Raw genomic sequence first — 23,437 nt, 5'->3', positions numbered from 1 at the left:
TGGATAACCTAAATACTAACCCACTACCAAGCGCATCAATTGGGTACTAATATACCCGCCGAACGTACCCACCGCATAGCCCATAATACCCAAAAATACCCCAACAGGCGCAAGCGATGGATGAAAAGCCGTCGCGACAATCGGTGCCGACGATGCGCCACCTGTATTGGCATTAGAACCTACCGCCAAAAAGAAAAACGGCGCACGGATAAGTCTGGCAACAGCAAAGATAAGCACGACGTGAATACTCATCCATAAAAAGCCGATAAGCAATAGCCGCCACTGCGAGACAATACCCGCTAAATTAATCTGCATACCAATCGCGGCAATCAGCACGAAGATAAATACGGTACCCATTTTGGAGGCGCCCACATGGTCGAGTCTGCGAATCTTAGTAAAAGAAAAAATGACGCCTAACAGAGTAATAATGACCACCATCCAAAAGAATGAACTGGCAAAACTATATTGCACCGCCCATTTATATGGGGCAAAAAAGTCAGCAATTTGTCCACCAACAAAGTGCGCCACTCCTACCATGGCAAAGCACAAGCCGAACATCACCATCAAATCATTGATGGTGGCTGGGCGGGCATGATCGCGCTCATAGCTTTCGACGGCTTTGATAACTTTATCAATACTACTGGTATCCGCTCGCAAAAATCGATCGATCTTTGCGCTGTGTTTTGCCATCACCAAGATTGCGAGTAACCACAATGAGGCATTAGTGGCATCCACCAAGATCATCATGCCAAATAGATCATCACTGACCCCAAACAGCTCTTTCATTGCCGCTTGGTTAGCTGCACCGCCGATCCAACTGCCTGCCACGGCTGAAAATCCACGCCATAATGTATCATCGAGGAACATTTCAGGCGATACCCACTTAGCGATTCCTAAACTAATGGGACCGCTAATAACAATAGCGATACTGGCGGCAAAGAACATGGCAATCGCTTTCCAACCCAATCCTAGTATTTTGGGAACATCCATGGATAAGGTCATCAATAGCAAACTGGCTGGCAGCAGATACGTCGCGGTAAATCCATAAATCTGTGAACCCACCCCATCGGCGAACACCCCTAAGCTATTCAAAGTAGCAGGTATAAAGCAGCACAGCACAATACCGGGCAATACCGCATAAAACCGTCGCCAGAATTTACCCGGCAAACCTTGGGTATAGAATACTAGGCCAATGATTGCCATAATGATACCGAAAGCTAATGGCAGGCTATCAATTGCTAAAGTGGAGGTAGTAGGCATCAAGGCGCTCCGAGGCAAACAACTGGCAAAAGTGAATCAGTATAGACAAGCTAAAAAACTCGTGCAAGCAGCCATGTCAATGATCTTAATAACTGCTGAGTTCTAAACGAATCATAGTTAGTCATGCCTGCAAAAGCTTAACTATACCATCAGCGAACAATGGGTCACACACAAAAAAGCCAGATAACAAGTATCTGGCTTTTTACTACTTTAGACGATTAATGAATTAGTAATTAGTAGCTTTAATCGTTCGTTATAGCGATATTATGAGTTTTTACCACGGTTGCCACCGTTTGGACGACCTTGACCACGGCTGTCAGAACGATTTGCTGGGCGACCTTGGCTGCCACTTGGACGACCACGGCCTGTAGCTGCACGGTCACCGCGCTTGCCCTGATATGGTTTACCACCAAAACGGTCTTTTGGCTTACCTGATGAATCACGTGACTTGCCAGCACCTTGGCCTTGGTATCCACTATCATTGCTGGCGCGCTGGCCTGTTGCTGCGCGATCGTTTGAGCGACCACGGCCACCGCCAGTAGACTTGCCAGCATAACCACCGCTTGAGCGTCCGCGACCACGGCCACGCCCGCGTCCTTTGTTTTCGCTTGGTACGTAGGTTTTCTTAGGCTCCATGCCTTCGATAACGCACACTTCCATCTTGCGATCTAAGTAACGGTTGATGGCGGCCAATTGTGGACGATCGTCCATGCTGCATAGGCTGATAGCCACACCAGTACGGCCAGCACGGCCACAACGACCAATACGGTGGACGTAATCTTCAGTCTGACGTGGTAAATCATAGTTGATGACGTGCGAGATGGCTGGCACGTCAAGACCACGGGCAGCAACGTCAGTCGCTACTAAGATTTTTACCTTACCATTACGCAAATCTTGAACGATGCGGTTACGCTTGCTCTGTGGCAGGTCACCATGTAGGAAGCTTGCTTTATGACCCGCTTCTTGTAGTTGTTTTGCCAATTTTTCAGTGCTACGTTTGGTTGCAGCAAAGATAATGATTTGATCCATCTCTTGTTGGCAAACGATTTTGTCAAGCAAGCGGTTTTTGTGATCAAAATCATCACAGTAGTACACTTTTTCTTCGATGTGTGCAGATTCTACTTTGATTGATACGCGCTCAGGGTTCTTAGTGAAGCTGGCAGCGATTTTACCGACTGGGCCATCCCAAGTTGCTGAACACATGATCGTCTGACGATCGATTGGCGCGGCGCTTAAGATATCACTGATGTCATCAGCAAAACCCATGTCTAGCATACGGTCCGCTTCATCTAGTACCAACACTTCAAGGTTTGATAAATCCACACGGCCTGCTTTTATATGGTCAAGCAAACGACCAGGCGTGGCGACGATGACCTGTACACCTTTACGTAGGGCGGTGATTTGACCGTTGTAAGGCGCGCCGCCGACCAAGGGCACGCAGAACAAACCGCGCATGTCTTTTGAATACGTGCGTACGCTGTCATGCACCTGCTGAGCAAGCTCGCGCGTTGGCGTTAGGATAAGGGCTTTGGTCAGTTTATCAAAGCTGGTGGCACGGCTTAAGCGATCGAGTACTGGGATTACGAATGCTGCTGTTTTACCACTACCTGTTTGCGCTGACAATAAAAGGTCACGGCCGGCTAGTGCAAACGGAATGGCTTGTTCTTGGATAGGGGTTGGATTGGTATAACCGATACGATCAAGCGCGGTCAAAATCGGCTTGGCAATATTAAGATCGCTAAAGGTTGTTTTGTCTTCTGAGGCCGCATCTGTTGCTGCTTGAGCAGTAGCGTCATTGTTAGAGGTGTCAGTGTTTGCAGTAGTGTCGTTGCTTTCGATGATACCGTTTTCAGCGGCAATTGCAGATAAGATGTCAGTCATAGGAATCCTTGGTAAGTATAAGCTGCTGTAAATTCAGCAAACTTGATGCATACCACTGATAACCGTTCATTACGCTGCTTTTATTAAAGGTTACCGAGCAACATAAAAGTGTCGATAATCAGAAACCAAGCCATTAGAGCTTAGCGTCTTTATAATAAATGCGTTCGTGCTGTCTGACGTATTTTGGTGGTAGTGCCGAGTGTCTTATCCATGCTTGATATACGCGCATTATCAATGCTTTGTCCAAAGCAGATAATCGCAAACAGCAACCAATCTAGACCCTATATAGGTCAGTAGATAAGATATGAGTCAAAAATAACTGATATGTTTAAGACGTTATTTAAGTACACAAAATCATCGGCAACAATTACTTATGGTCATCCTAGACCCAAAATCGCAGGCGATGTTATCAATCTCATAATTCACGAAAGCCTAAGCTTGCGTGGCGACGCAGTATAGCACAATAAAAAATTATGTGTAGCCATTTATTCAATTACTAAGTAAATAGCCCGAATAAGTCCTCTATTGAGCATGCTAAACGTCTCATTCAACAAAAAATCGGTGATTATTTGACTACTTTAACATCCGTGACATAAGTCGGCAGCTGCCATGCCCCGCCCGCTTCAATAAGACGGCACAGTCCAGTGGTGCTTTCATGGCTTTTCTCAAACGCGCGGCCCGTCCACACCCAATCGACTTGACTCATACAGTCGCCAATACCGCGACCTTTTTGTACTGAGCTAAGCTTACCTTTGTCGTAATTGGTGGCGCTAGTCGTGACCAATGTCGGCTTGTAAGGTTTGCTATCATTGATCACCCACACCCCACTACCCACATTGTAAGCAGCTGTCCAACAATCATGCTGTGCGAGCAGCTGTGAATCATTTAGGCGACTGACACGCCAAGGTGACTTGTCTGATAGATTTGGGCAGTCAGCATCGGCATCTTTCATCGTTCCTTTCATCAATGAGGCCAATTGAGAGGATCTCATGACAAACTTTTTATCGCTAGCAGCAGACTTACCACTAGGCTCTACAAAACGTAGTACAGGTACTGCTTTAGGGGGTAAGACATTACTATTAGATTTGGTCGCATTATCATGGTTCATCAGCGCACTTGGCGTACCCACGCGTCCTTGGACATCATCGGCCTTTAACATGACCGCACTAGCTCCTCTGTCTGAGAGTTGCCAGCGCGAGTTACGTAATGCGAATGTGATTTTGCTTGATCGCTGAAGGGCGCTAACTAAGGCGGTAACTTGCGCTTGGGTTAGCTCAGCACTGCCTGCGGCTGCAGAATACGGCTTGGTTTCACCATAATTTCGATCGTTAATAAATAGTGATATCCGGTGACGGTTACCTAATTGCATTAAGGCTTTAGAGGAGCTGTCTTTGGTACCACCAAGCTTGACTTTGCCATCTACAGCGGCGTTTGCCCCTGCACGGCGGGTCAATAAGACAGAGACAGGAAATTCACTATTATTTTCTGCTTGATAGCCTGCTATCCGACAAGTACGGGTATTATCACAGACCACCTGCCAATCTTGGCTGGTAAACTCAGTTTTGGCGTTCACCATACTCGCTGTACCAAACAAAGCCATACTAACTGCTGCAAGCATAGGTAAGCGCATTTTATTATTGTGTTTCATAATCCATTACTCATCAATCAAATAAGTATAAACACCTGTCTGTCACGGTGATAAGCGGTTATCTTAACGCTTTAATGTTTCTATCTGTTGTTCTAATGTACCATTATGTAAATACAAAAGAAAGTGGTCATCAATTTTATATTTATTATTTTAAATATAATAAAAATAAGCCGATAAGTGCGTAACTTAAACTTACCAGCCTAAATGTCATTGAAAATAATTAAATGATGCTCGTGCTAATAATTAATCGATTGGTTTTAACTCTAGCTCCACAGCACGCTTGACGGCAGGTCTCTCAGCAATTTTTTTCGCCCAGCGCTGTATGTGTTTGTAGTCTTGTACTTGCAAAAACTCTGCCGCATCATATAGCTTACCGAGTACCAACTGTCCATACCATGCCCAAATAATCATATCGGCAATATTATAATCAGCTTCATCATTACCGCATAAATACTCACTGTCTTTTAGATGGGTATCTAATACATCAAGCTGACGTTTAGTCTCCATGGTGTAACGATTAATTGGATATTCTAACGGCTCTGGTGCATAGGCATAGAAATGTCCGAAGCCGCCACCTAAAAAAGGCGCACTACCCATTTGCCACATCACCCACGACAGACAGTCTGCTCTCGCTTTTCCTAGCGATAAAGGTAGGAATCTATCAAATTTTTCTGCCAGATACATCAAGATAGCGCCCGACTCAAAAAGAGCAATCGGCTCGCCAGCGGTACCAGCAGAATGATCGACCAACGCTGGAATTTTTGAGTTAGGGTTAATCGCTACAAACCCTGAGCCAAACTGTTCACCTTGCGAGATATCAATTTTATAAGCATCGTACTCAGCACCGCTAATACCAAGCTCTGCCAGCTCTTCTAATAAGATATTAACTTTAACACCATTGGGTGTGTTCAGTGAGTATAGCTGTAGCGGAGCATCGCCTACTGGTAGCTCTTTATCATAACGAGCGCCAGAGGTTGGGCGATTGATGCTTGCGAACTTACCGCCGTTGTCTTTGTCTTGTGTCCAAACTTTAGGCGGTACATATTTATCGTTTTGTGTGTCACTGGTTGATGCATTACTCATAAAATATCCTTAGTTATTATTGCCATTATTTTTGGTTATATTAGCTTTTACTTATCTTAGTACTGTTTTTCTTGATATAGTCAATCCTAAATAAAACAGATACATTATATATCAAGGTGGGACTGGTCTAAATTTTCCTTGCGTGCTGTGCCTAGGCTGCTCGATGCTGCGAAAAATTTATCCCAGTCCCACTGTATCGTTTTTATACTGAATTCACTATAGCCATGCTAATTTCTCTATTAATTACCATGCTATTTATTAGCTAGGCTTTACTATAACGATAACCTCTGCTGATATTAAAGTCTTCTCTTGTAATCAATGTTACGATTTTACTGTGATTAATGACATACCACTCAATGACCCAAGCCCGCCATAATGCTTCGTTACCTTGAGGCACTTTAATTACCCTCTAAGCTTTCTTATACTACTCAACTTATATCGCGCAATCTGTTCGTAAAGACGCGAACCTCACGATTTTATAATAAGATATCCAATGGGATTGACATGCTGACGCTCACCCCAGCTCAAAATAAATACCTACCCTATGTGTTAGCAGTGGCGCTATTCATGCAAATTCTGGATGCCACTATCCTGAACACCGCACTGCCGCAGATGGCCTTGGCATTAGATGAGTCACCGTTAAAAATGCAGTGGGCCGTTATCAGCTATGCATTGACCTTGGCAATTTTTATTCCAATTAGTGGGTTTTTGGCAGACAAATACGGTACGCGCCGCGTTTTTCTCTCTGCTATTGTGATATTTTGCATCGGCTCACTGCTGTGCGCGATGGCCTCTACTTTAAATTTTTTGGTCGCATCACGGGTGATACAAGGTATTGGCGGCGCTATGATGACCCCAGTTGGGCGTTTGATTTTAGTAAAGTCCTACCCGCGTAATCAGTTATTGACGGTAATGAATTTTGCAGTGATTCCTGCCTTGGTCGCGCCGCTAGTTGGACCCTTGCTTGGCGGGTATTTGGTCCAATATGCCAGCTGGCACTGGATATTTTTGATCAATATTCCAATGGGCGTGGTGGGGTTTGTCATTGGCAAAAAACTCATACCTGCGCTGTTTGGGGATAAGCAGTCTTTAGACTGGGTCGGTTTTGGGCTGTTTGCATTGGGTGCGTGCGCCTTAACCTTGGCAGTTGAGATGGGTTCAAAAGTGGGTCACGGTTACAATGCGCTATTGCTAGCTGCCGCATCGATTGGTTTTTTACTGGCCTATGTATGGCATGCCAAACGCCATGTTGCGCCGCTATTTTCTTTGACACTCTTTAATGTGCCCACTTTTCGTATTGGTATTACTGGCAATCTATCCACGCGTATTGGCATCAGTGCCGTGCCTTTTTTATTACCATTACTATTACAAGTCGTGTTTGAATACACGCCTTCGCAGGCAGGCTGGTTATTAGCACCCATTGCAGTTGGTGCACTTGGAATAAAACCCTTTGTCAGCAAAATTATTCAGCGTTACAGCTATCGCGTGGTATTGGTATACAACACCCTTATTTTGGGTTTACTGATCATTGTACTGGGACTTTTCTCAGATGCAGCGCAGTGGCCATGGATGATTCCGGTGCTGATTGTGATTGGTGTTTGTAACTCAATCCAGTTCAGTGCCATGAATACCATCACTATCGGCGATCTACAAGGGGCACAGACCAGTAGTGGCAACAGCTTAATGGCCGTCAATCAGCAAATGGCAATCGGATTGGGTATTGCCTTTGGTGCCGCACTGCTCAACTTGTTACGTGAGCGGTTTCAAGTAGATACCTTACTTGCTTTTCAGGTTACTTATTGGATACTGGGCGGCTTTACTATTCTCTCAGGGCTGGGTTTTTTACGGTTAAAACCAGAAGATGGGCGTGGTTTGTACTAACTACCTCGGTAAACACTTAAGAGCTGATTGCTGATTGCCGCATATAAGCTTTTAGTGGTTTCTAAACGTAAAAAGCCAGCGTGTATTTTGATTAAAAACCAATCACACGCTGGCAAGTTTGTTTCATTGCTGATTGAGACGAATGCTAATTAAGACAAATTATTTATGGCTCGTTATCATCACTGATTTGTGATTGAATATAGCGTTCTGCACCCATACTTTCGATCAAATCTTCTTGCGTCTCTAGCCAATCCTGGTATTCTTCATTGCCATCCTTTAACGTGACCAACAGCTGGCGAGAGACATAGTCAGACTTTGTCTCGCATAGGGTAATCGCATCCGTAATGATACTGAATTTTTGTTTTTCTAAACGCAAGTTGCAATCAATAACTTCTGGCACATCCTCGCCGACCAATACCTTACCCAATTCCTGTAAGTTAGGTAAACCACCTAACAGCAAGATACGCGCAATCAAATCATCTGACCATTTCATCTCAGCGATAGACTGCTTATAAAGTGAGTCGTTAAGCGCTTCTAAGCCCCAATGACGGACGATACGCGCGTGCAAGAAATACTGGTTAATCGCAATTAATGATTGACCAAGTACCTTGTTTAATGCACGAATGACCTCTTTATCCCCTTTCATAATCTCTCTCCCTTTCTTATTTATATTAAATACTATAGTTTTTATTCGTATCTATGATGATATCAAACAAGATTAGGAGTGACTTCAGCCATCTGGGTCTGTAGATAATTAGGCAGACCAATCATGTCAATTAAGCGTAACTGTTGTTCAAGCCAATGCGCATGGTCTTCTTCAGTATCTTTTAGCTGCTCAACAAGCATCTCACGTGTGACATAGTCGTGCTCTGCTTCACAAAGCGCAATGCCTTCTTTTAGATGTTTTTGTACTTTATATTCTAAATCAAGATCAATTTGCAACATCTCAGGGACAGTGCTGCCGATATTGATCGTATCAACCGTCATTTTTGGCGTACCACTCAGCATGAGAATGCGACGAATAATTGCTTGTGCATGTAGTGTTTCGTCTTCCATTTCATGATGGATACGATCGTACAATTTGCCATAATGCCATTCAGCATACATCTCTGAGTGAATAAAATACTGGTCACGTGCAGCCAGCTCGCCCCCTAACAAGAAATTCAAATAATCAATGACTTTTTGACTGCCTATCATAATGTACACTCCTCTATATGTTTTTGCCGATCTATATATTCACATTTTTATATATAAAGATACCTAAATACGTAAACTGATCAGTAAAGGGTCAAATCAATAAAACGTCTTACAATCTTAGACAGATATAGTAGCATACAGTCGTCACGTGGCATGTAATGTTGTGAACTAAGAATAAGATGCTAATTGAGAATTGTAATTAGCTACAGTTGTCAGTTACGATACTTGATACATATTGATAGCAGTGATGTTGGCGTATCGATGAGGTTATATGGACGCCTGCTACCTACTCCTTATGTATAATAAAAGAATAGATGCAATATATTGAATATATTTGGTTGGATTAGAGATAAGATCGACTAAGCTGAAAGTAGTTATACTGCATACGCTAAGACATCGAGTGCTGCGTGATGTTCGTCTAAGTAATCATTGACCATAGGCTCACAGCATCCACAGCAAGTGGCAACGTCGAGAGTGTCTTTTAGACCATCAAGGGTATCTACACCAGAAGCAATGGCTGCTTGGATTTGCTTTTCTTTGACGTTATTACAGATACATACGTACATGGATTGGCTCCTCTGATTACCACTATTTGATAGCGACTACTTGCTTAGCATCACGCTGATTACATGCAGTATAATAACGATAATTGTTATCATTTTCAATAACATTCGGAACTTTTTTGGTCGTGATGGTACAGTTGTATTTCGCACCATTCATCTATATGAGTGGATATAAGCGTCCAGGTAACCGAATATTGTGAAAGGTAGTAAATTCACGATGAACTGTAATTTTGATTATTTTTTAATCGATTTTCTAGATAACTGCTGGTATATTGAACCCCTATAAACGAAGCCCACTGGAATTTTTCTATGTCTGATAATAATTTTACGATACGACCTATTGATCTATTTAAAGTCTTATCTGATCCGACACGTCTAAAAATATTTCAAATTCTTTTTAAAAAAGAAGCACGTTGCGTGGGTGATTTGGTAGACATGCTTGATCAACCGCAACCAACGATATCGCGTCATTTGAACCATTTGAAAAAACTGGGTATCTTAAGCTGTGTACGTGATGGTACATGGATGTGGTATGAAGTCGCTGATGACTTACCAGAATGGTGTCAAGACATCTTGAATATCACTTATGATCAACTCTCTCCAAGTGATTCAGATAAAGATGAATCGAGACTTGCTTAAATGTTATAGATAGACAAGTGTAGTTAATTGCATTCTGTATGATTCAACAAGCCAAAAAAAATCCTACCTAAGTAGGATTTTTTTTGGCTCATCAGTTATGAATGACAGTGAGATAAAAGCTGAGCCGCTAAGCCAAATCTAAGAAGTCGCTGATGAAGGCATTGGCTGGCTGGTGTATCAGCTCCTCTGACGTTCCTACCTGCTCTACTCGACCTTGATTCATGACGACGATCTCGTCAGAGACGGCGCGGGCTTCTTCTTGATCATGGGTCACCATGATACTTGTGATACCAAGCTCGTGGTGGATATTCTTTAGCCAAGTGCGCAGCTCTTTACGTACTTTGGCATCTAACGCACCAAATGGCTCATCCAGCAATAGCAGCTTTGGCTTGACCGCAAGTGCCCGTGCTAGCGCAATACGCTGACGCTGACCACCTGATAGTTGGTGCGGATACGCATTGGCAACTTGTGGGAGCTGTACCAGATCTAACAGCTCTGCCACGCGCTTATCGATATCCGCTTTGCTAGGACGCTCATTCTTTGGTAGTAACGTCAATCCAAAGGCAACGTTATCTGCGATGTTCTTATGACGGAACAACGCGTAATGCTGAAACATAAAGCCAATATGACGCTTTTGTACTGGCGTATTGGTGACATCCATCTCATCAAACAGTACCTGTCCAGAGTCGGCATATTCCAGACCCGCAATGATACGTAGCAATGTGGTCTTACCGCAGCCTGATGGACCTAGCAAGGTCGTCAGCTTGCCAGTTGGCACAGTAATATTGATATTGTCTAAAGCCGTAAAGTCACCAAATTTTTTATTAACGTTGCGAATCTCAATGCTCATAATGGTATCTCTTATAATATCTTTTGTCGTATTGAGACTGATGTCTTAACGACTGTGTCAATATGATTGAACAATCCTGAATACTTACCCAAACAACTTATAGCTTACTAGCACTCTCAGCCGTTGACGTCGTCGCATTGGCACTCACTGGTAGCTCAGGGGCAGACGCCAAACGTTCAGACTTAGCAAATTTTCGCTCTTGTATTTTGGTCATGACTTGCTGAATCAGTAGCGTCACTAAGGCAAGTGCGGCAAGTAAGCTCGATAAGGCAAATGCAGCGGTAAAGTTATAATCATTATAGGCAATCTCAACCAATAGCGGCATGGTATTGGTCTCACCGCGAATGTGACCAGATACCACACTGACCGCACCAAACTCGCCCATCGCACGTGCATTGGTCAAAATCAAACCATACAGCAGCGCCCATTTAATATTAGGCAATGTCACATGCCAAAAAGTCTGCCAGCCAGTCGCACCCAAGGTTAATGCGGCTTGCTCTTCAGAGTCGCCTTGGGTCTGCATCAATGGTATCAGCTCACGTGCCACAAACGGAAAGGTCACAAATAGCGTCGCCAGAATAATACCAGGCACCGCATAGATGACTTGAAAACCCATACTTTCAAGCCAGCCACCAATCGTAGAGTTCATTCCGAATAGCAGCACAAACATCAAACCGGCAACGACAGGTGATACGGAAAATGGTAAATCAAGTAAGGTGGTGACCAGCTGCTTACCTTTAAACTGATAGCGTGTAACCAACCACGCAATCGCAATACCCATAACCATGTTGATCGGTAAAACAATCGCCGCTGTGATCAATGTCAGTTTGATCGCTTGTAAGGCCTCAGGGTCAACCAATGACGCAAGATATAACTGCCAGCCGTTTTTAAAAGCCTCATAAAACACAGCCAATAATGGCACCACCAGCATTAGGACCATAAACAGCACAGCGATCACAATAAAGGTACGGCGTATCCATGGTGTGTCTTTGGTCGCAGCGTTGCTTTGGTAGTCGTAGCTATTAGATATTTGCATATTAGCGAGCTCCTACGCGGCGCGACAGTTTCCACTGCATGATATTGATGGTCAATAAAATCACAAACGATATAAGTAGCATAAACAGCGCAACCGCAGAAGCACCTTGAACATCGAACTGCTCAAGTTTACTGATAATGATGAGCGGCAAAATCTCAGACTGCATCGGAATATTACCCGCGATAAAAATAACGGAACCATACTCGCCAGTAGCACGGGCAAACATCATACCTGCACCCATTAGTAGTGCAGGCAGTAGTTCTGGCAAAATCACTTTACGAAAAGTGGTTAAGCGATTGGCACCCAATACGGCTGCGGCTTCTTCAAACTCAACCGACAGCTCAGCGAGTACTGGCTGTACGGCACGGACGATAAAGGGAAAGCTCACCACAACCAATGCCAGCCAAATACCTATCGGCGTAAAGGCGACCTGAATATCGAACTTGGCAAACCATTGACCAATCAAGCCATTAGGCGCATATAGCGTCGCAAGCGAGATACCTGTAACGGCGGTTGGTAGTGCAAATGGCAAATCAACCAAGGCATTAATTAACGACTTACCCCAAAACTCATAGCGGACAAGTACCCACGCAACCAGTGTACCAAAGACCATATTGGTCAGCATCGCCAAAAACGACATCCATAAGCTGAGCTTAATTGCAGCAGTGACTTGCGGCTGGGTGATGGTTTCCCAAAAACCCGTCCAACCCATCTGAGTTGTGGTATAGGCCATCATGGCAAACGGTAGCACCACTAGTAATGACAAACTAAAGACAGTGATGCCCATGCTCAGACCAAACCCAGGTAGCACATTGCGCTGACGCAAGCGTGTCAACCACCCTTTTTTGTTGGTGGGTTTACGGGCAGAAGAAGATGTTGCACTCATAGTGATGTCCTATTGCCTAACTGATGGTACTTAGCGAGGGTGCTCACCGTAAGACCATTATTATCACAACTGTTATTAAAATTACTATTGGTCGGCTTACAATATAAAGGACATAGTGCATAAGACCATGTCCTTTATGGGGTGCTTAATGACTGACTGTACGATTAACTGCTTCAACCAGTTTTAGTGGTTAGCGCACTAGCAGTTCTTATATACGTAGCAGGCGATTACTGCGGCGCATTAACAGCCAACTGATCAAACACACCGCCATCGCTGAAGTAAGTGCTCATGATCTCATCCCATGTGCCAAAGGCATCGTTCGGGCGGAAAGTTTCAACAGGTGGCAATTTGTCACTGTTTTTGTCAAGCACGCTCTTAACGCTAGGACGTAAGTATAAATCGGCTGCTAGTTGCTGAGCAGGCTCACTCCACAAGTAGTCAAGATACGCTTTGGCCGCGTCTGTGGTACCTTTTTTGTCTGTTACCGTCTTCACAACTGCCACAGGGCTTTCTGATTTGATTGAGTATTTTGGATAAACGATATCTACTTGACCCGCACCAAAATCAGTCGCTGCAAGGTTGGCCTCGTTTTCAAAAGTGACCAAGACATCACCGATACCGCGCTGAACGAAAGTCGTCGTCGCGGCACGTCCGCCATTCTCATAGACTTTGACATTTTTTAGCATGTCTTTGACGTAGCCTTGAGCTTTTGTTTCATCTTGATTAAAAGCATGTAGACCATAACCGTAGGCGCCTAAGAATGCATAACGACCGTTACCTGTGACCTTTGGATTGGCCATGACAATCTCAACACCGTCTTTGGTCAAATCTTCCCAGTCTTTGATATTTTTTGGATTGTCTTTACGTACTAAAAATACGATCGTACTGGTAAACGGCACTGCGTTGTCAGGGAATTTGCTTTCCCAATCTGACTCAACCAAGCCTTTTTTCTCAAGTAGCTCGATATCAGAGCCTTGGTTCATGGTGGCAACATCGGCTTGTAGACCATTAGCCACAGACAATGCCTGTTTGCTTGAGCCGCCATGTGACTGCTTGATTAAAATCTTGCTGTCTGGATGCTCAGCTTTATAATGCTCAACAAACAAAGGGTTGTAGTCTTTGTAAAAGTCACGTGCTACATCATAAGAGACATTGAGTAGCTCAATATTTTGTCCCTCTGTCGCTGCGGCACCATCAGCTGCCGCCTCAGTCGTCTCGCTGTTGCTACAGCCAGCTAGACCCAATGTCAAAGCAACGCCTGCGATACTCAAGGCACTAAGGGTTTTGCTCTTTTGTTGATAACGAGCTACGTCTGTCATAAATACCTCAAAGATGTCAGTTGTGTAATGCAAGTATGCTAACAGCGCCATCTTATTATGTTTAATGATGAATATGCGTATGTTATTGCCAAAAGGGAATAACAAGTAGACAAAACCAATTATATCAATAAGTTGTTTAAATACTTTGCATATATAACTGGCTGTTTGCTAGTCGATGAATTCCCTACTGGCAAGCGCCTGATATGTATTGCACGTGCGTCACTTGCCAGTGAGGACACAAGCCCTGCTACAAACCAAAACTCAATGACTAAATAGCTAAATAACTACTTAGCACTTGCCAGCTGATCGAAACGACCACCGTCTACAAAGAAAGTATCCATAATCTCTGCCCATGGGCCAAAGACGGCGACAGGCTCAAACGTTTCAATATCAGGTAATGTGTCCTTATGGGCGGCAAGTATTTGCTCATCACTCGGACGCATATACATTTTTGCCATCAGCTCTTGTGCAGGCTTGTCCCATAATCCTTTTAGATAGGCACTTGCCGCTTCGGTCTTGCCCGCTTTATCAGTCACTGCCGTGACGACTGCTACTGGGTTGGCAATCGTAATCGAGTAACTGGGATAGACAATATCGACCTGACCCATGGCAAATTGCTGAGCGGCCAAATTCGCCTCATTTTCGGTGGTGATGAGTACATCACCTAGGCCGCGCTGGGTAAAACTGGTCGTCGCAGCACGTGCGCCATTGTCATAAGTGACCACGTTTGCCAACAGCTTTTTGATAAAGTCATTGGTTTGAACTGGGTTGTCGCTACTGTTTTCTTTGAATTGGTGCAAGCCATAGCCGTAAGCCCCCAAAAAGGCATAACGCGCTGTACCACTGGTCTTGGGATTGGGCGTGACCACATCGATATCGTTACGGGCTAAATCCGACCAATCCTGAATGTTTTTTGGATTGCCAGCACGAACCAGTAGCACCATAGTGCTGGTGTACGGCACAGCATTATTGGGTAGTGCTTGCTGCCAGTCAGAAGCGACCAGACCTTTTTCCACCAATAGATTCATATCACTCTCTTGGTTAAAGGTGACCACATCTGCTTGCAAACCATTGGCAACAGAGAGCGCCTGCTTGCTTGAACCGCCATGCGACTGATTGATATTTACTTTGCTGTTTGGATGGGCTTTTTGATAGTCAGTGCTAAATAGCGCATTATAGTCTTTATAAAAGTCGCGAGACACATCATAGGAGACATTGAGTAGATTGACATCCTGCGTCTCACCATTAGCGTTGTTTACTGCCTCGTTTTGCGCCTCTTCGGTTGGGCTACAGCCTGTCATCATGATCGCTGCTGCGAGCATGCCACTAGTGGTAAGTACCCGCGCTTTTATATGTTTATTATTGGTTGGCTGGATGCTAGCCATGCGGAATTTTTGGAATTTTTTTTGCATGATGCTCTCGATAAAGGTGGTAGAAGCGTGTTGTCAAAATTTTGACCATCATCATAGGGCTTACAATCATTTGAGCTTGGTTCTATTAACTTTTACTCTGTTGATTTCAGTTTTCGGATGATGAAAGCTATGCTAGCAGCATAAATAGCAAACGCTTAGTGACGAATCCGCTTATCAAGTCTTAATGTTGGCATAAGCACTTAGCATGTGCTCGTACGAGGTTATGATGAACGTGAGGTAAATCATTGCAGGCAGGCTTATTAAATAGGCTATAATTTAGCTAGGCTGTACCCTCATTCTATATGGTAGGGCCCATGCGCCAATGCTATATCCATTTTACCGTCTTATTTAACCAAAGGCCTTTTTATGACTCTTTCGTCCCATCGCTTTCATTCTATTGCAGCATTAACATTGATAGCCACTACCCTAGCTGCCGTAACGGGTTGTCATAACGTGACGCCCGCGGTGAAGAGTTCTACGAACAATGCTGTAGCGGTTCATTCAATTCCAGTGGATGTTATGAAAGACTATATTTCTGGTGATTATGCTTCTGCAGATTATGACAAACGCGCACAAGGCTATGACTGGGTTGGCGTCATGGTGCGTGCAGAGAGTGACCAACAAATCGATATAAAAGTTCGCTCACGTAGCGATATCAAAAAACAGACTTGTCAGTTTGATGGTAAGGCGATATTAATGGGGCAAGACGCGGCACACGGTACAATTTTTCAGGCACAGGCAAATGACAGCACCGTCTTTTTTCAATTTAAAGACAATATGCTGACGATTGATAGCCCAGATACGTATGCGCTGAATTATTTTTGCTCAGGCGGTGCCTCACTTGCGGGAGAATATCAAAAACTGACAGAAGATTTAGCGATTTGATAGCTCACGCTAATTGCGGTGAGAGATGCTAAAAATGACAAAAACAAAAGGTGCCAGACCATAAGTCTGACACCTTTTTTATGCTTGAAGATTTTAAAACTATCTTAAACTGCAGAAGCGCCAGTCAGCTTAACCTCAGCGCGTTCTTCTTTAGCAATACCGGCATAGTAATTACGCAAAATCTCTAGCACTTCTGGACGGCTAAAGTTCTCTGGTACTTCCATGTCTTCTGACAGCGCTTTACGCAGCTTAGTACCTGATACTTTAACGTGTTCAGACGCGTCATGCGGGCAAGTCTTGTCAGATGCCATCGCATTACAAGCATTACACCAGAACGTCCAGCCAATTTTTAGCGGCTGGGTGATGAGATCGTCTTTGCCAACCTGTTCAAAAATGGTTTGCGCATCAAACGCGCCGTAGTAATCGCCCACACCAGCATGATCGCGACCAACGATCAGATGACTACAGCCATAGTTTTGGCGGAATAACGCGTGCAATAAGGCTTCACGTGGACCTGCATAACGCATATCTAATGGATAACCTGCTTGAATCACCGTGTCTTGTTTGAAGTAATTATCAATCAAGGTTTTGATGGCTTCTTGACGCACTTCTGCTGGAATGTCACCTGGTTTTAGTGCGCCGAGCAATGAATGAATCATAACGCCATCGCAGATCTCAATTGCGATTTTGGCCAGATATTCATGTGAGCGGTGCATCGGGTTACGCGTTTGGAAAGCCGCCACAGTCTTCCAGTTTTTCTCTTCAAAGATTTGACGTGTTTGCGCGGGCGTTTTATAGATACCAGGATAACGCGTTGGGAACTCGCCTTCGCTCAGTACTTCTACGCTACCTGCAATATTAACCTCATCTTGATCCAACACTTGCTGGACGCCTGGATGCTCTGGATCTGTGGTGGTAAATACTTGCTGACACTCGTGTTCTTTATCAATGGTATAGGTCTCTTCTACTGTTAAGATGCCCATAACTTCGCCATCTTGTGCGACCAATGCCACTTTGTCGCCTTGACTCAAACTATCCGCCGTCGCTTTTGGTGCAGACAAGGTGATCGGAATGGGCCAAAACAAACCTTTATTATCCCCACTCTGCAAGCGCATGTTATCAACCACACCTTGCCAATCAGCTTTATTCATAAAGCCCTCAAGCGGGGTAAAACCACCGATACCCAGCATAATCAAATCACCACGCTCGCGTGAGCTTAAGGTAATGGTTGGTAAGGTGCTGGCAAGCTCTAGTGCTTGCTCGCGTGCTTCGCCTTCTAACAACAGTGGCTTTAGCTCGGCACTACCATGTGGTGGAACCAGCTTTGATTGGGTTTGAGTTTGACTTTGGGTCTGAATCTGGGTCTGAGACATATCGTTATTAAAACCTCTTGTTAGAAAGAATGGTTGGAAGAGATGAGCAAAAATACGAAAGTGATTAAATATACAAAACTGAGAAGAACGCCGTCGATAGATAAGAAGTAGCGTACTAGTGATCAGGCGTTAAATTTGATAAGCATAGGCTACCTAACTTTCGTTATGAAAATTTATGCTGTGTTTGGATATGGATATGTCTGAAAGGAATTTATGTTTATAGATAGAAGCTTATATGATGTGACCCTGAATTGTTTAAATTGCGATTTGTGGTAAAGTCTATCACCTACGAGCACAGATATTAGATTGCTGCCATCGCTGCTTTTAAGACCAAAAACAAAACTGAGATTACGTCATGTATCAATATAATTACGCTGACCAGACGTTAGTAGACGAACGAGTTGCCCAATTTCGCGACCAAACCGCACGATTTTTGGCAGGTGAGCTGCCAGAAGAGCAGTATTTGCCACTGCGATTGCAAAACGGCTTGTATATCCAGCGTTATGCACCGATGCTCCGTATTGCCATTCCTTACGGCTTGCTTGCCAGCTATCAGCTACGCAAATTGGCTGAGATTACCCGCAAATACGACAAAGGCTACGGGCATTTCACGACTCGTACCAACATACAGCTGAACTGGCCAAAACTAGAAGAAGTGCCAGACATTTTGGCAGAATTGGCAACGGTACAGATGCATGCCATCCAAACCTCAGGCAACTGTATTCGTAATACCACAACCGATCCTTACGCTGGTATCCATAAGGAAGAAATCGCTGACCCACGCCCTTATTGTGAGATTATCCGTCAGTGGTCAACCTTTCATCCTGAGTTTGCCTTTTTACCGCGTAAATTTAAAATTGCAGTGATCGGTACCGAAGCGGATCGTGCGGCAACGCAAGTACATGATGTGGGTCTGCACGTCGTTACCAATGACGCAGGCGAGCTTGGCTTTGAAGTGATCGTTGGTGGTGGCTTAGGACGTACGCCTATTATTGGTAAAACGATTCGCAAGTTTTTACCGCGTGAGCATTTACTCAGCTATCTCGATGCCATTTTGCGCGTTTATAACTTGCATGGTCGCCGTGATAACAAGTACAAAGCCCGTATCAAGATTTTGGTCGACAGCTTAGGCGGCGATCAGTTTGCCAAACTGGTAGAAGCTGAGTGGGAGGCGCACACCAAAGACGGTCCGCTGACCTTGACGGATGACAATTTTGACACCGCTGCCAGTTACTTTAGTATGCCTGATTATCAGTCATTTGATGCGCTCGCAGTACAGTCTGAGTTACAACAACAACTAAACGCTGATAAAGACTTTGCCAATTGGTATAACCAGAATACTGTGGCACATAAGGTGGACGGTTACCGTGCGGTCGTAATTTCTTTAAAAGCCGGACTGGTGGACGGTCGTTATGTGCCATCAGGTGACTTGAGTGATGCGCAAATGGATGCGCTTGCCGATTTGTCTGATCGTTATAGCTTTGGTGAGTTGCGCGGTACGTATCAGCAAAATCTGGTATTCGCTGATGTGCAAACCAATGAGCTTTATGAATTGTGGCAGCAGCTATCAGATTTGCATTTAGCACGCGCCAATATCAACACCTTAACCGACATGATTGTCTGCCCAGGTTGGGATTATTGCTCACTGGCCAATGCGACTACGCACAATATCGCTGAGCAAATCGAAAAGCAGTTTGATGATTTAGATTACTTGTATGATCTTGGTGATATTCGTCTAAACATGTCAGGCTGCATGAATGCCTGCGCCCATCATCACACAGGTGATATCGGCATCTTGGGTGTGGACAAAAAAGGCGAGCACTGGTATCAGATTAGCCTTGGCGGTAACTCTAGTAATGACGCCAAATTGGGCAAAATCTTAGGAAAAGCGGTGCCAGCGGATGATGTGGCCAGCACCTTACAAACCATTTTAGATGTGTATCTCGATATACGCGGCACTAACGAACAAGATGTTGAGGGTTTTGGTGACGTGATTGACCGCGTTGGTATCGCCCCCTTTAAGGAGAAGGTCTATGGCTAATCATCATGTGCTCGATAGCCATGGCGCAGACATCAGTGGCGAAGATACTTGGCAAGCGCTAGCGACAGCGCAGCTGCCTGACGGTATTGCGTTATCAAACCTGACCTTACTTGAGCTGTTACACAAACAAGAAAAAGTTGATGTACTTGTCCCATTAGCAGATTTATTAAATGCTGATGGCAAACTGGCAAACGGTTTGCTCGCGCAAGTATTGGATATCCTCAAGCAGCACAGCAGCCGATTGGGTGTGTGGATCACATCCAACACCGATGCTGATGATCTGCCTGATGTAAAAGACTTTTTATTGACGCAAGACTTGATCGTCATTCATGTCCCAAGTTTTGTGGACGGTCGCGGTTTTAGTTTTGCACAGACCCTGCGTCAGCTTGGTTATGAAGGCGATATTCGTATGGCAGGCGCGTTTGGTCGTGATCAAATCGCTTATTTGCTGCGCGCTGGTGCTACTAGCTTTGTACTCAATGAGCATGATGCTAAATCTGATATTCGCCAAGCCTTCACTGCCCTAGCCAGTAGCTATGATGGTCGAGACGCTTCAGCATTACCGATGTTCTCAAAAACCTAAACTCGATTTTTATATTAACAATTATTAAGGAATGTATTATGAGCCAATTACACCCAAACCTAGACATTGACCAAGCCAATCAAGACTTAAAAGGTAAATCACCTGAGCAAATCGTTGAGTGGGCATTGACGCAAGCCAAAAACCCAATCATCACCACCAACTTTCGCCCATATGAGTCTGCTATCTTGCATTTGGTTGCCAAGCAGCGCCCTGACATCACGGTATTGTGGGTAGATTCAGGCTATAACACCGATGCGACCTATCAATTTGCCAACAAATTGATTCGTGATCTTGATCTCAACGTTGTGACTTATATCCCAAAACAAACCGCTGCCTATCGTGATTCAACCATGAATGGTATCCCAGGCATTGACAACCCGCAACATGGCGAGTTCACTGAACAAGTGAAACTTGAGCCATTCCGCCGCGCCCTTGCTGAGCTAAAGCCTGACGTATGGTTTAACGCGATTCGTAAAGACCAAACTGAGTTCCGTCAAGGGCTTGATGTACTTAGCTTATCAAAAGATGGCGTATTGAAAGTAGCGCCATTGTTTGAAAAAACCGATGCAGATTTGGATGTGTATCTAGAAGAAAACAACCTACCAAACGAGCATGACTACTTTGATCCAACTAAGGTAGAAGAAAGCCGTGAGTGTGGTCTGCACACGCAGCTGTAATTTTAATGTTTTCTGAATGAAAAAAGCCCTTTCTTTAATTTAAGAGAGGGCTTTTTTTATGATTGACGATCATATTTGCAACTACTAAAGCTATTTGCGACCTAAATAATAGCGCCGCCACCTCATCGCGTCCTGTGACGACGACTTTAGCACCTTCATTAGCAAACGCCTTTGCCTTTGCCGTCGCCTCGCCCAACCCTGAAGTGCCACCAAATATAATCGCCACTCTGTCTTATAGTTTCATAGTATGCTTACTCTTTTTAAATATTGTGAATTATTGATATACGATTAATTATCTTAAGACATGCTAGCACACCCTAATTTTGAAATGTGTTAGCGTGTATTAGAGAATTTATTGATTTAAGAAAGTCATTTAATCTATTCCTATTGGCAAGAAAAATATCAATTAATATTTCAAAAATGAATATACTAATGCCAATTCATTAGGTGAGAGTGTGTCTGTGATACCTCATAATGGCGGCATTCCTTATATCTTTTCTACTTTTATAATAAATAATCCAATATATGGTGACACTATGAACACCTTCCCGCTATTTTTTAAATTAGAAGGCCGTAAAGTGCTCATCGTGGGCGGCGGCGAAGTGGCACTGCGTAAAGCGGACTTGCTCAGCCGTGCTGGCGCGTGCATTACGATTCTTGCGCCTGATATCAGCCACGAAATACGAGAGTTACTGAGCGACAATAAGCACGAGTTGATTGAAAAAAACTATCACAAATCCTATATGTCAGGCGCTCGCGTGATCATTGCCGCGACTGACGATGAAACGCTTAACCATGAGATTTACGCAGATGCGACTGAGCTAAATATCCCGGTCAATGTGGTCGATACGCCGCCATTGTGCGATTTTATCTTTCCAGCCATTATTGATCGTAACCCTATTGTCATCGGCATTTCATCAAATGGTAAAGCGCCTGTATTGGCACGGCTATTACGGGCACGCCTTGAAACCTTAATCCCGCAAGGCTATGGTAAATTGGCCAAGCTGGCAGGAGATTTTCGCAGCGAGGTAAAGTCCAAAATACCAACGCTGACGGGACGCCGCCAATTTTGGGAGCGTGCGTTTGAGGGTCAAGTCAGTCAGTTGATGTTTGCGGGTAATGAAACCGAAGCGGCTGCTCAGTTGCAAGCGGATTTAGATAGTACTGCCGCTGCTATTCATGATAAAGCCCATGCTGCGGAAAATACAACGCCTACGCTATCAGACGAGTCAGAAAAAAAATCACCCCCCGTAGGCGAAGTCTATATCGTTGGCGCAGGCCCTGGTGACCCAGAGCTTTTGACATTTAAAGCGCTGCGTTTGATGCAGCAAGCAGATATTGTCTACTATGACGCATTGGTATCTCCACAAGTGCTGGATCTTTGCCGCCGTGATGCAGACAAAGTGTTTGTCGGTAAAAAACGCAGTAACCATACTGTCGCGCAGCTTGGCATCAATGAGTTATTGGTCAATAGCGCCAAAGAAGGTCGGCGTGTGGTTCGATTAAAAGGTGGCGATCCATTTATCTTTGGTCGTGGCGGTGAAGAAATTGAAAGCCTGCGCGCTCATGGTGTGCCGTATCAGGTCGTACCAGGGATCACCGCTGCCAATGCCGCTGCTAGCTATGCTGGCATACCCTTAACTCACCGTGACCACTCACAGTCCGTACGTTTTGTGACAGGATTCTTGAAGGCAGGCACGCCCAACAACAACTTTAAAAACTTCTTGAACACCGATGAGACGGTGGTCTTTTATATGGGTCTGCATTCGCTGGCGCGCTTGACTGAAGGCTTGGTTGACGCTGGTCGTAGTGCTGATACGCCAATTGCCATTGTCTCTAATGCCAGTATGCCCAATCAGCAAGTTCTAACAGGTACGCTTGCCAGCATCGTCAGTCAGCAAGAAACCGCTCAGCTGCCGACGCCTGCCCTGCTTATTATGGGCGACGTGGTCAGCTTGCATCATGATTTGGCTTGGTACAATTTACAAAATCAGCAGCACAACCAAAGCAGCGATGACATAGCTAAAAACTGGTTACGTGAAGGCTCAAGAGGTGAATCAATCAAACAGCCCATAGATCAACAAGCTCATGCGCTATCGATGATTGCAAATCTTGCGACAAATTCAGGGGACGATCTAGAGCAGCTCATCATCGATTAATCTTCTGTGTTTTATTATTACCTGTACCGCAAAGCGACCCTGTCAATTATCTATTGGTAGGGTT

The 23,437-nt window shown here is 44.5% G+C and carries 20 protein-coding genes and 1 pseudogene; 7 read left to right on the top strand and 14 right to left on the bottom strand.

What is annotated here, in order from left to right; genetic code table 11:
- Positions 1–15 precede the first annotated feature (15 nt).
- From PSBA01_RS11875 to yghU, 4 genes are all read right to left on the bottom strand, one after another.
- A complete protein-coding gene (locus PSBA01_RS11875) occupies positions 16–1,260 on the bottom strand; it encodes a DUF819 domain-containing protein (RefSeq protein WP_186474482.1) in 1,245 nt (414 codons plus the stop codon).
- A gap of 264 nt (positions 1,261–1,524) precedes the next feature.
- A complete protein-coding gene (locus tag PSBA01_RS11870) occupies positions 1,525–3,141 on the bottom strand; it encodes a DEAD/DEAH box helicase (protein ID WP_093071043.1) in 1,617 nt (538 codons plus the stop codon).
- Between the two features lie 565 nt (positions 3,142–3,706).
- Positions 3,707–4,789: a DUF1176 domain-containing protein gene (locus PSBA01_RS11865; RefSeq protein ID WP_093071040.1), complete on the bottom strand. Its 1,083-nt coding sequence runs from the start codon at positions 4,787–4,789 to the stop codon at positions 3,707–3,709.
- Positions 4,790–5,032: 243 nt separating this feature from the next.
- Positions 5,033–5,872 (bottom strand): glutathione-dependent disulfide-bond oxidoreductase, encoded by an 840-nt coding sequence (yghU, locus tag PSBA01_RS11860; RefSeq protein ID WP_093071037.1) that lies wholly within the window; start codon positions 5,870–5,872, stop codon positions 5,033–5,035.
- 504 nt (positions 5,873–6,376) lie between these two features.
- On the opposite strand from yghU, the gene PSBA01_RS11855 reads away from it, so the two are divergent.
- Positions 6,377–7,753: a DHA2 family efflux MFS transporter permease subunit gene (locus tag PSBA01_RS11855; protein WP_186474481.1), complete on the top strand. Its 1,377-nt coding sequence runs from the start codon at positions 6,377–6,379 to the stop codon at positions 7,751–7,753.
- Positions 7,754–7,916: 163 nt separating this feature from the next.
- On the opposite strand, the gene bfr (PSBA01_RS11850) is transcribed toward PSBA01_RS11855, so the two are convergent.
- The 3 genes from bfr (PSBA01_RS11850) to PSBA01_RS11840 all read right to left on the bottom strand — a co-directional run bounded on the left by bfr (PSBA01_RS11850) (position 7,917) and on the right by PSBA01_RS11840 (position 9,516).
- Positions 7,917–8,399, bottom strand: coding sequence for a bacterioferritin (gene bfr, locus PSBA01_RS11850; RefSeq protein ID WP_186474480.1), 483 nt, complete (start codon positions 8,397–8,399; stop codon positions 7,917–7,919).
- A 62-nt stretch (positions 8,400–8,461) separates the two neighbouring features.
- Positions 8,462–8,950, bottom strand: a complete 489-nt coding sequence (bfr, locus tag PSBA01_RS11845) for a bacterioferritin (protein WP_075107601.1) — start codon at positions 8,948–8,950, stop codon at positions 8,462–8,464.
- Positions 8,951–9,324: 374 nt separating this feature from the next.
- Complete coding sequence (locus tag PSBA01_RS11840) at positions 9,325–9,516, bottom strand: (2Fe-2S)-binding protein (protein ID WP_058025142.1); 192 nt, start codon at positions 9,514–9,516, stop codon at positions 9,325–9,327.
- Positions 9,517–9,822: 306 nt separating this feature from the next.
- On the opposite strand from PSBA01_RS11840, the gene PSBA01_RS11835 reads away from it, so the two are divergent.
- Complete coding sequence (locus PSBA01_RS11835; protein ID WP_075107599.1) at positions 9,823–10,152, top strand: ArsR/SmtB family transcription factor; 330 nt, start codon at positions 9,823–9,825, stop codon at positions 10,150–10,152.
- 130 nt (positions 10,153–10,282) lie between these two features.
- On the opposite strand, the pseudogene PSBA01_RS11830 reads toward PSBA01_RS11835, so the two are convergent.
- The 5 genes and pseudogenes from PSBA01_RS11830 to PSBA01_RS11810 form a co-directional block, all read right to left on the bottom strand.
- Positions 10,283–11,002 (bottom strand): annotated as a pseudogene (locus PSBA01_RS11830) (sulfate/molybdate ABC transporter ATP-binding protein); the annotation flags it as partial.
- Between the two features lie 97 nt (positions 11,003–11,099).
- Entirely contained in the window at positions 11,100–12,038 is a 939-nt protein-coding gene (gene cysW / locus PSBA01_RS11825) for a sulfate ABC transporter permease subunit CysW (RefSeq protein WP_186474479.1), read from the bottom strand.
- A gap of 1 nt (position 12,039) precedes the next feature.
- Positions 12,040–12,924, bottom strand: coding sequence for a sulfate ABC transporter permease subunit CysT (cysT, locus tag PSBA01_RS11820; RefSeq protein WP_228724580.1), 885 nt, complete (start codon positions 12,922–12,924; stop codon positions 12,040–12,042).
- A gap of 227 nt (positions 12,925–13,151) precedes the next feature.
- On the bottom strand, positions 13,152–14,243 hold the full coding sequence (locus tag PSBA01_RS11815; protein WP_186474477.1) for a sulfate ABC transporter substrate-binding protein: 1,092 nt from the start codon (positions 14,241–14,243) through the stop codon (positions 13,152–13,154).
- A gap of 284 nt (positions 14,244–14,527) precedes the next feature.
- Complete coding sequence (locus tag PSBA01_RS11810; RefSeq protein ID WP_228724579.1) at positions 14,528–15,655, bottom strand: sulfate ABC transporter substrate-binding protein; 1,128 nt, start codon at positions 15,653–15,655, stop codon at positions 14,528–14,530.
- Positions 15,656–16,021: 366 nt separating this feature from the next.
- Here PSBA01_RS11810 and PSBA01_RS11805 point away from each other — a divergent pair, with 366 nt between their 5' ends.
- Positions 16,022–16,540, top strand: a complete 519-nt coding sequence (locus tag PSBA01_RS11805; RefSeq protein ID WP_186474475.1) for a hypothetical protein — start codon at positions 16,022–16,024, stop codon at positions 16,538–16,540.
- A gap of 104 nt (positions 16,541–16,644) precedes the next feature.
- On the opposite strand, the gene sat is transcribed toward PSBA01_RS11805, so the two are convergent.
- Positions 16,645–17,913 (bottom strand): sulfate adenylyltransferase, encoded by a 1,269-nt coding sequence (sat, locus tag PSBA01_RS11800; RefSeq protein ID WP_186474473.1) that lies wholly within the window; start codon positions 17,911–17,913, stop codon positions 16,645–16,647.
- A gap of 355 nt (positions 17,914–18,268) precedes the next feature.
- Between sat and PSBA01_RS11795 the strand changes: the two genes are divergently transcribed.
- The 3 genes from PSBA01_RS11795 to PSBA01_RS11785 are packed head-to-tail and all read left to right on the top strand — an operon-like array spanning position 18,269 to position 21,214.
- On the top strand, positions 18,269–19,954 hold the full coding sequence (locus PSBA01_RS11795; RefSeq protein WP_186474471.1) for a nitrite/sulfite reductase: 1,686 nt from the start codon (positions 18,269–18,271) through the stop codon (positions 19,952–19,954).
- A complete protein-coding gene (locus tag PSBA01_RS11790; RefSeq protein ID WP_186474469.1) occupies positions 19,947–20,537 on the top strand; it encodes a DUF934 domain-containing protein in 591 nt (196 codons plus the stop codon). The genes PSBA01_RS11795 and PSBA01_RS11790 overlap by 8 nt, the downstream gene beginning before the upstream one ends.
- Positions 20,538–20,575: 38 nt before the next feature.
- Complete coding sequence (locus tag PSBA01_RS11785) at positions 20,576–21,214, top strand: phosphoadenosine phosphosulfate reductase family protein (protein WP_186474467.1); 639 nt, start codon at positions 20,576–20,578, stop codon at positions 21,212–21,214.
- Positions 21,215–21,248: 34 nt separating this feature from the next.
- On the opposite strand, the gene PSBA01_RS11780 is transcribed toward PSBA01_RS11785, so the two are convergent.
- Positions 21,249–21,440 carry a hypothetical protein gene (locus PSBA01_RS11780; protein ID WP_222436680.1) on the bottom strand — a complete coding sequence of 64 codons (192 nt, stop codon included), beginning with the start codon at positions 21,438–21,440 and terminating at the stop codon, positions 21,249–21,251.
- A gap of 310 nt (positions 21,441–21,750) precedes the next feature.
- Here PSBA01_RS11780 and cysG point away from each other — a divergent pair, with 310 nt between their 5' ends.
- Positions 21,751–23,373, top strand: coding sequence for a siroheme synthase CysG (gene cysG, locus PSBA01_RS11775; RefSeq protein WP_186474465.1), 1,623 nt, complete (start codon positions 21,751–21,753; stop codon positions 23,371–23,373).
- Positions 23,374–23,437: the final 64 nt, after the last annotated feature.

This window comes from Psychrobacter sp. KCTC 72983, assembly GCF_014280455.1.
GTDB classification, from domain to species: Bacteria; Pseudomonadota; Gammaproteobacteria; order Pseudomonadales; family Moraxellaceae; genus Psychrobacter; species Psychrobacter pacificensis.
This window is presented reverse-complemented; position numbering and strand designations above follow the sequence as displayed.

Coding starts and splice junctions, on each gene's coding strand:
- PSBA01_RS11875 (WP_186474482.1), bottom strand. CDS start 1,260: ATGCCTACTACCTCCACTTTAGCAATTGATAGCCTGCCATTAGCTTTC.
- PSBA01_RS11870 (WP_093071043.1), bottom strand. CDS start 3,141: ATGACTGACATCTTATCTGCAATTGCCGCTGAAAACGGTATCATCGAA.
- PSBA01_RS11865 (WP_093071040.1), bottom strand. CDS start 4,789: ATGAAACACAATAATAAAATGCGCTTACCTATGCTTGCAGCAGTTAGT.
- yghU (WP_093071037.1), bottom strand. CDS start 5,872: ATGAGTAATGCATCAACCAGTGACACACAAAACGATAAATATGTACCG.
- PSBA01_RS11855 (WP_186474481.1), top strand. CDS start 6,377: ATGCTGACGCTCACCCCAGCTCAAAATAAATACCTACCCTATGTGTTA.
- bfr (WP_186474480.1), bottom strand. CDS start 8,399: ATGAAAGGGGATAAAGAGGTCATTCGTGCATTAAACAAGGTACTTGGT.
- bfr (WP_075107601.1), bottom strand. CDS start 8,950: ATGATAGGCAGTCAAAAAGTCATTGATTATTTGAATTTCTTGTTAGGG.
- PSBA01_RS11840 (WP_058025142.1), bottom strand. CDS start 9,516: ATGTACGTATGTATCTGTAATAACGTCAAAGAAAAGCAAATCCAAGCA.
- PSBA01_RS11835 (WP_075107599.1), top strand. CDS start 9,823: ATGTCTGATAATAATTTTACGATACGACCTATTGATCTATTTAAAGTC.
- cysW (WP_186474479.1), bottom strand. CDS start 12,038: ATGCAAATATCTAATAGCTACGACTACCAAAGCAACGCTGCGACCAAA.
- cysT (WP_228724580.1), bottom strand. CDS start 12,924: ATGAGTGCAACATCTTCTTCTGCCCGTAAACCCACCAACAAAAAAGGG.
- PSBA01_RS11815 (WP_186474477.1), bottom strand. CDS start 14,243: ATGACAGACGTAGCTCGTTATCAACAAAAGAGCAAAACCCTTAGTGCC.
- PSBA01_RS11810 (WP_228724579.1), bottom strand. CDS start 15,655: ATGCAAAAAAAATTCCAAAAATTCCGCATGGCTAGCATCCAGCCAACC.
- PSBA01_RS11805 (WP_186474475.1), top strand. CDS start 16,022: ATGACTCTTTCGTCCCATCGCTTTCATTCTATTGCAGCATTAACATTG.
- sat (WP_186474473.1), bottom strand. CDS start 17,913: ATGTCTCAGACCCAGATTCAGACCCAAAGTCAAACTCAAACCCAATCA.
- PSBA01_RS11795 (WP_186474471.1), top strand. CDS start 18,269: ATGTATCAATATAATTACGCTGACCAGACGTTAGTAGACGAACGAGTT.
- PSBA01_RS11790 (WP_186474469.1), top strand. CDS start 19,947: ATGGCTAATCATCATGTGCTCGATAGCCATGGCGCAGACATCAGTGGC.
- PSBA01_RS11785 (WP_186474467.1), top strand. CDS start 20,576: ATGAGCCAATTACACCCAAACCTAGACATTGACCAAGCCAATCAAGAC.
- cysG (WP_186474465.1), top strand. CDS start 21,751: ATGAACACCTTCCCGCTATTTTTTAAATTAGAAGGCCGTAAAGTGCTC.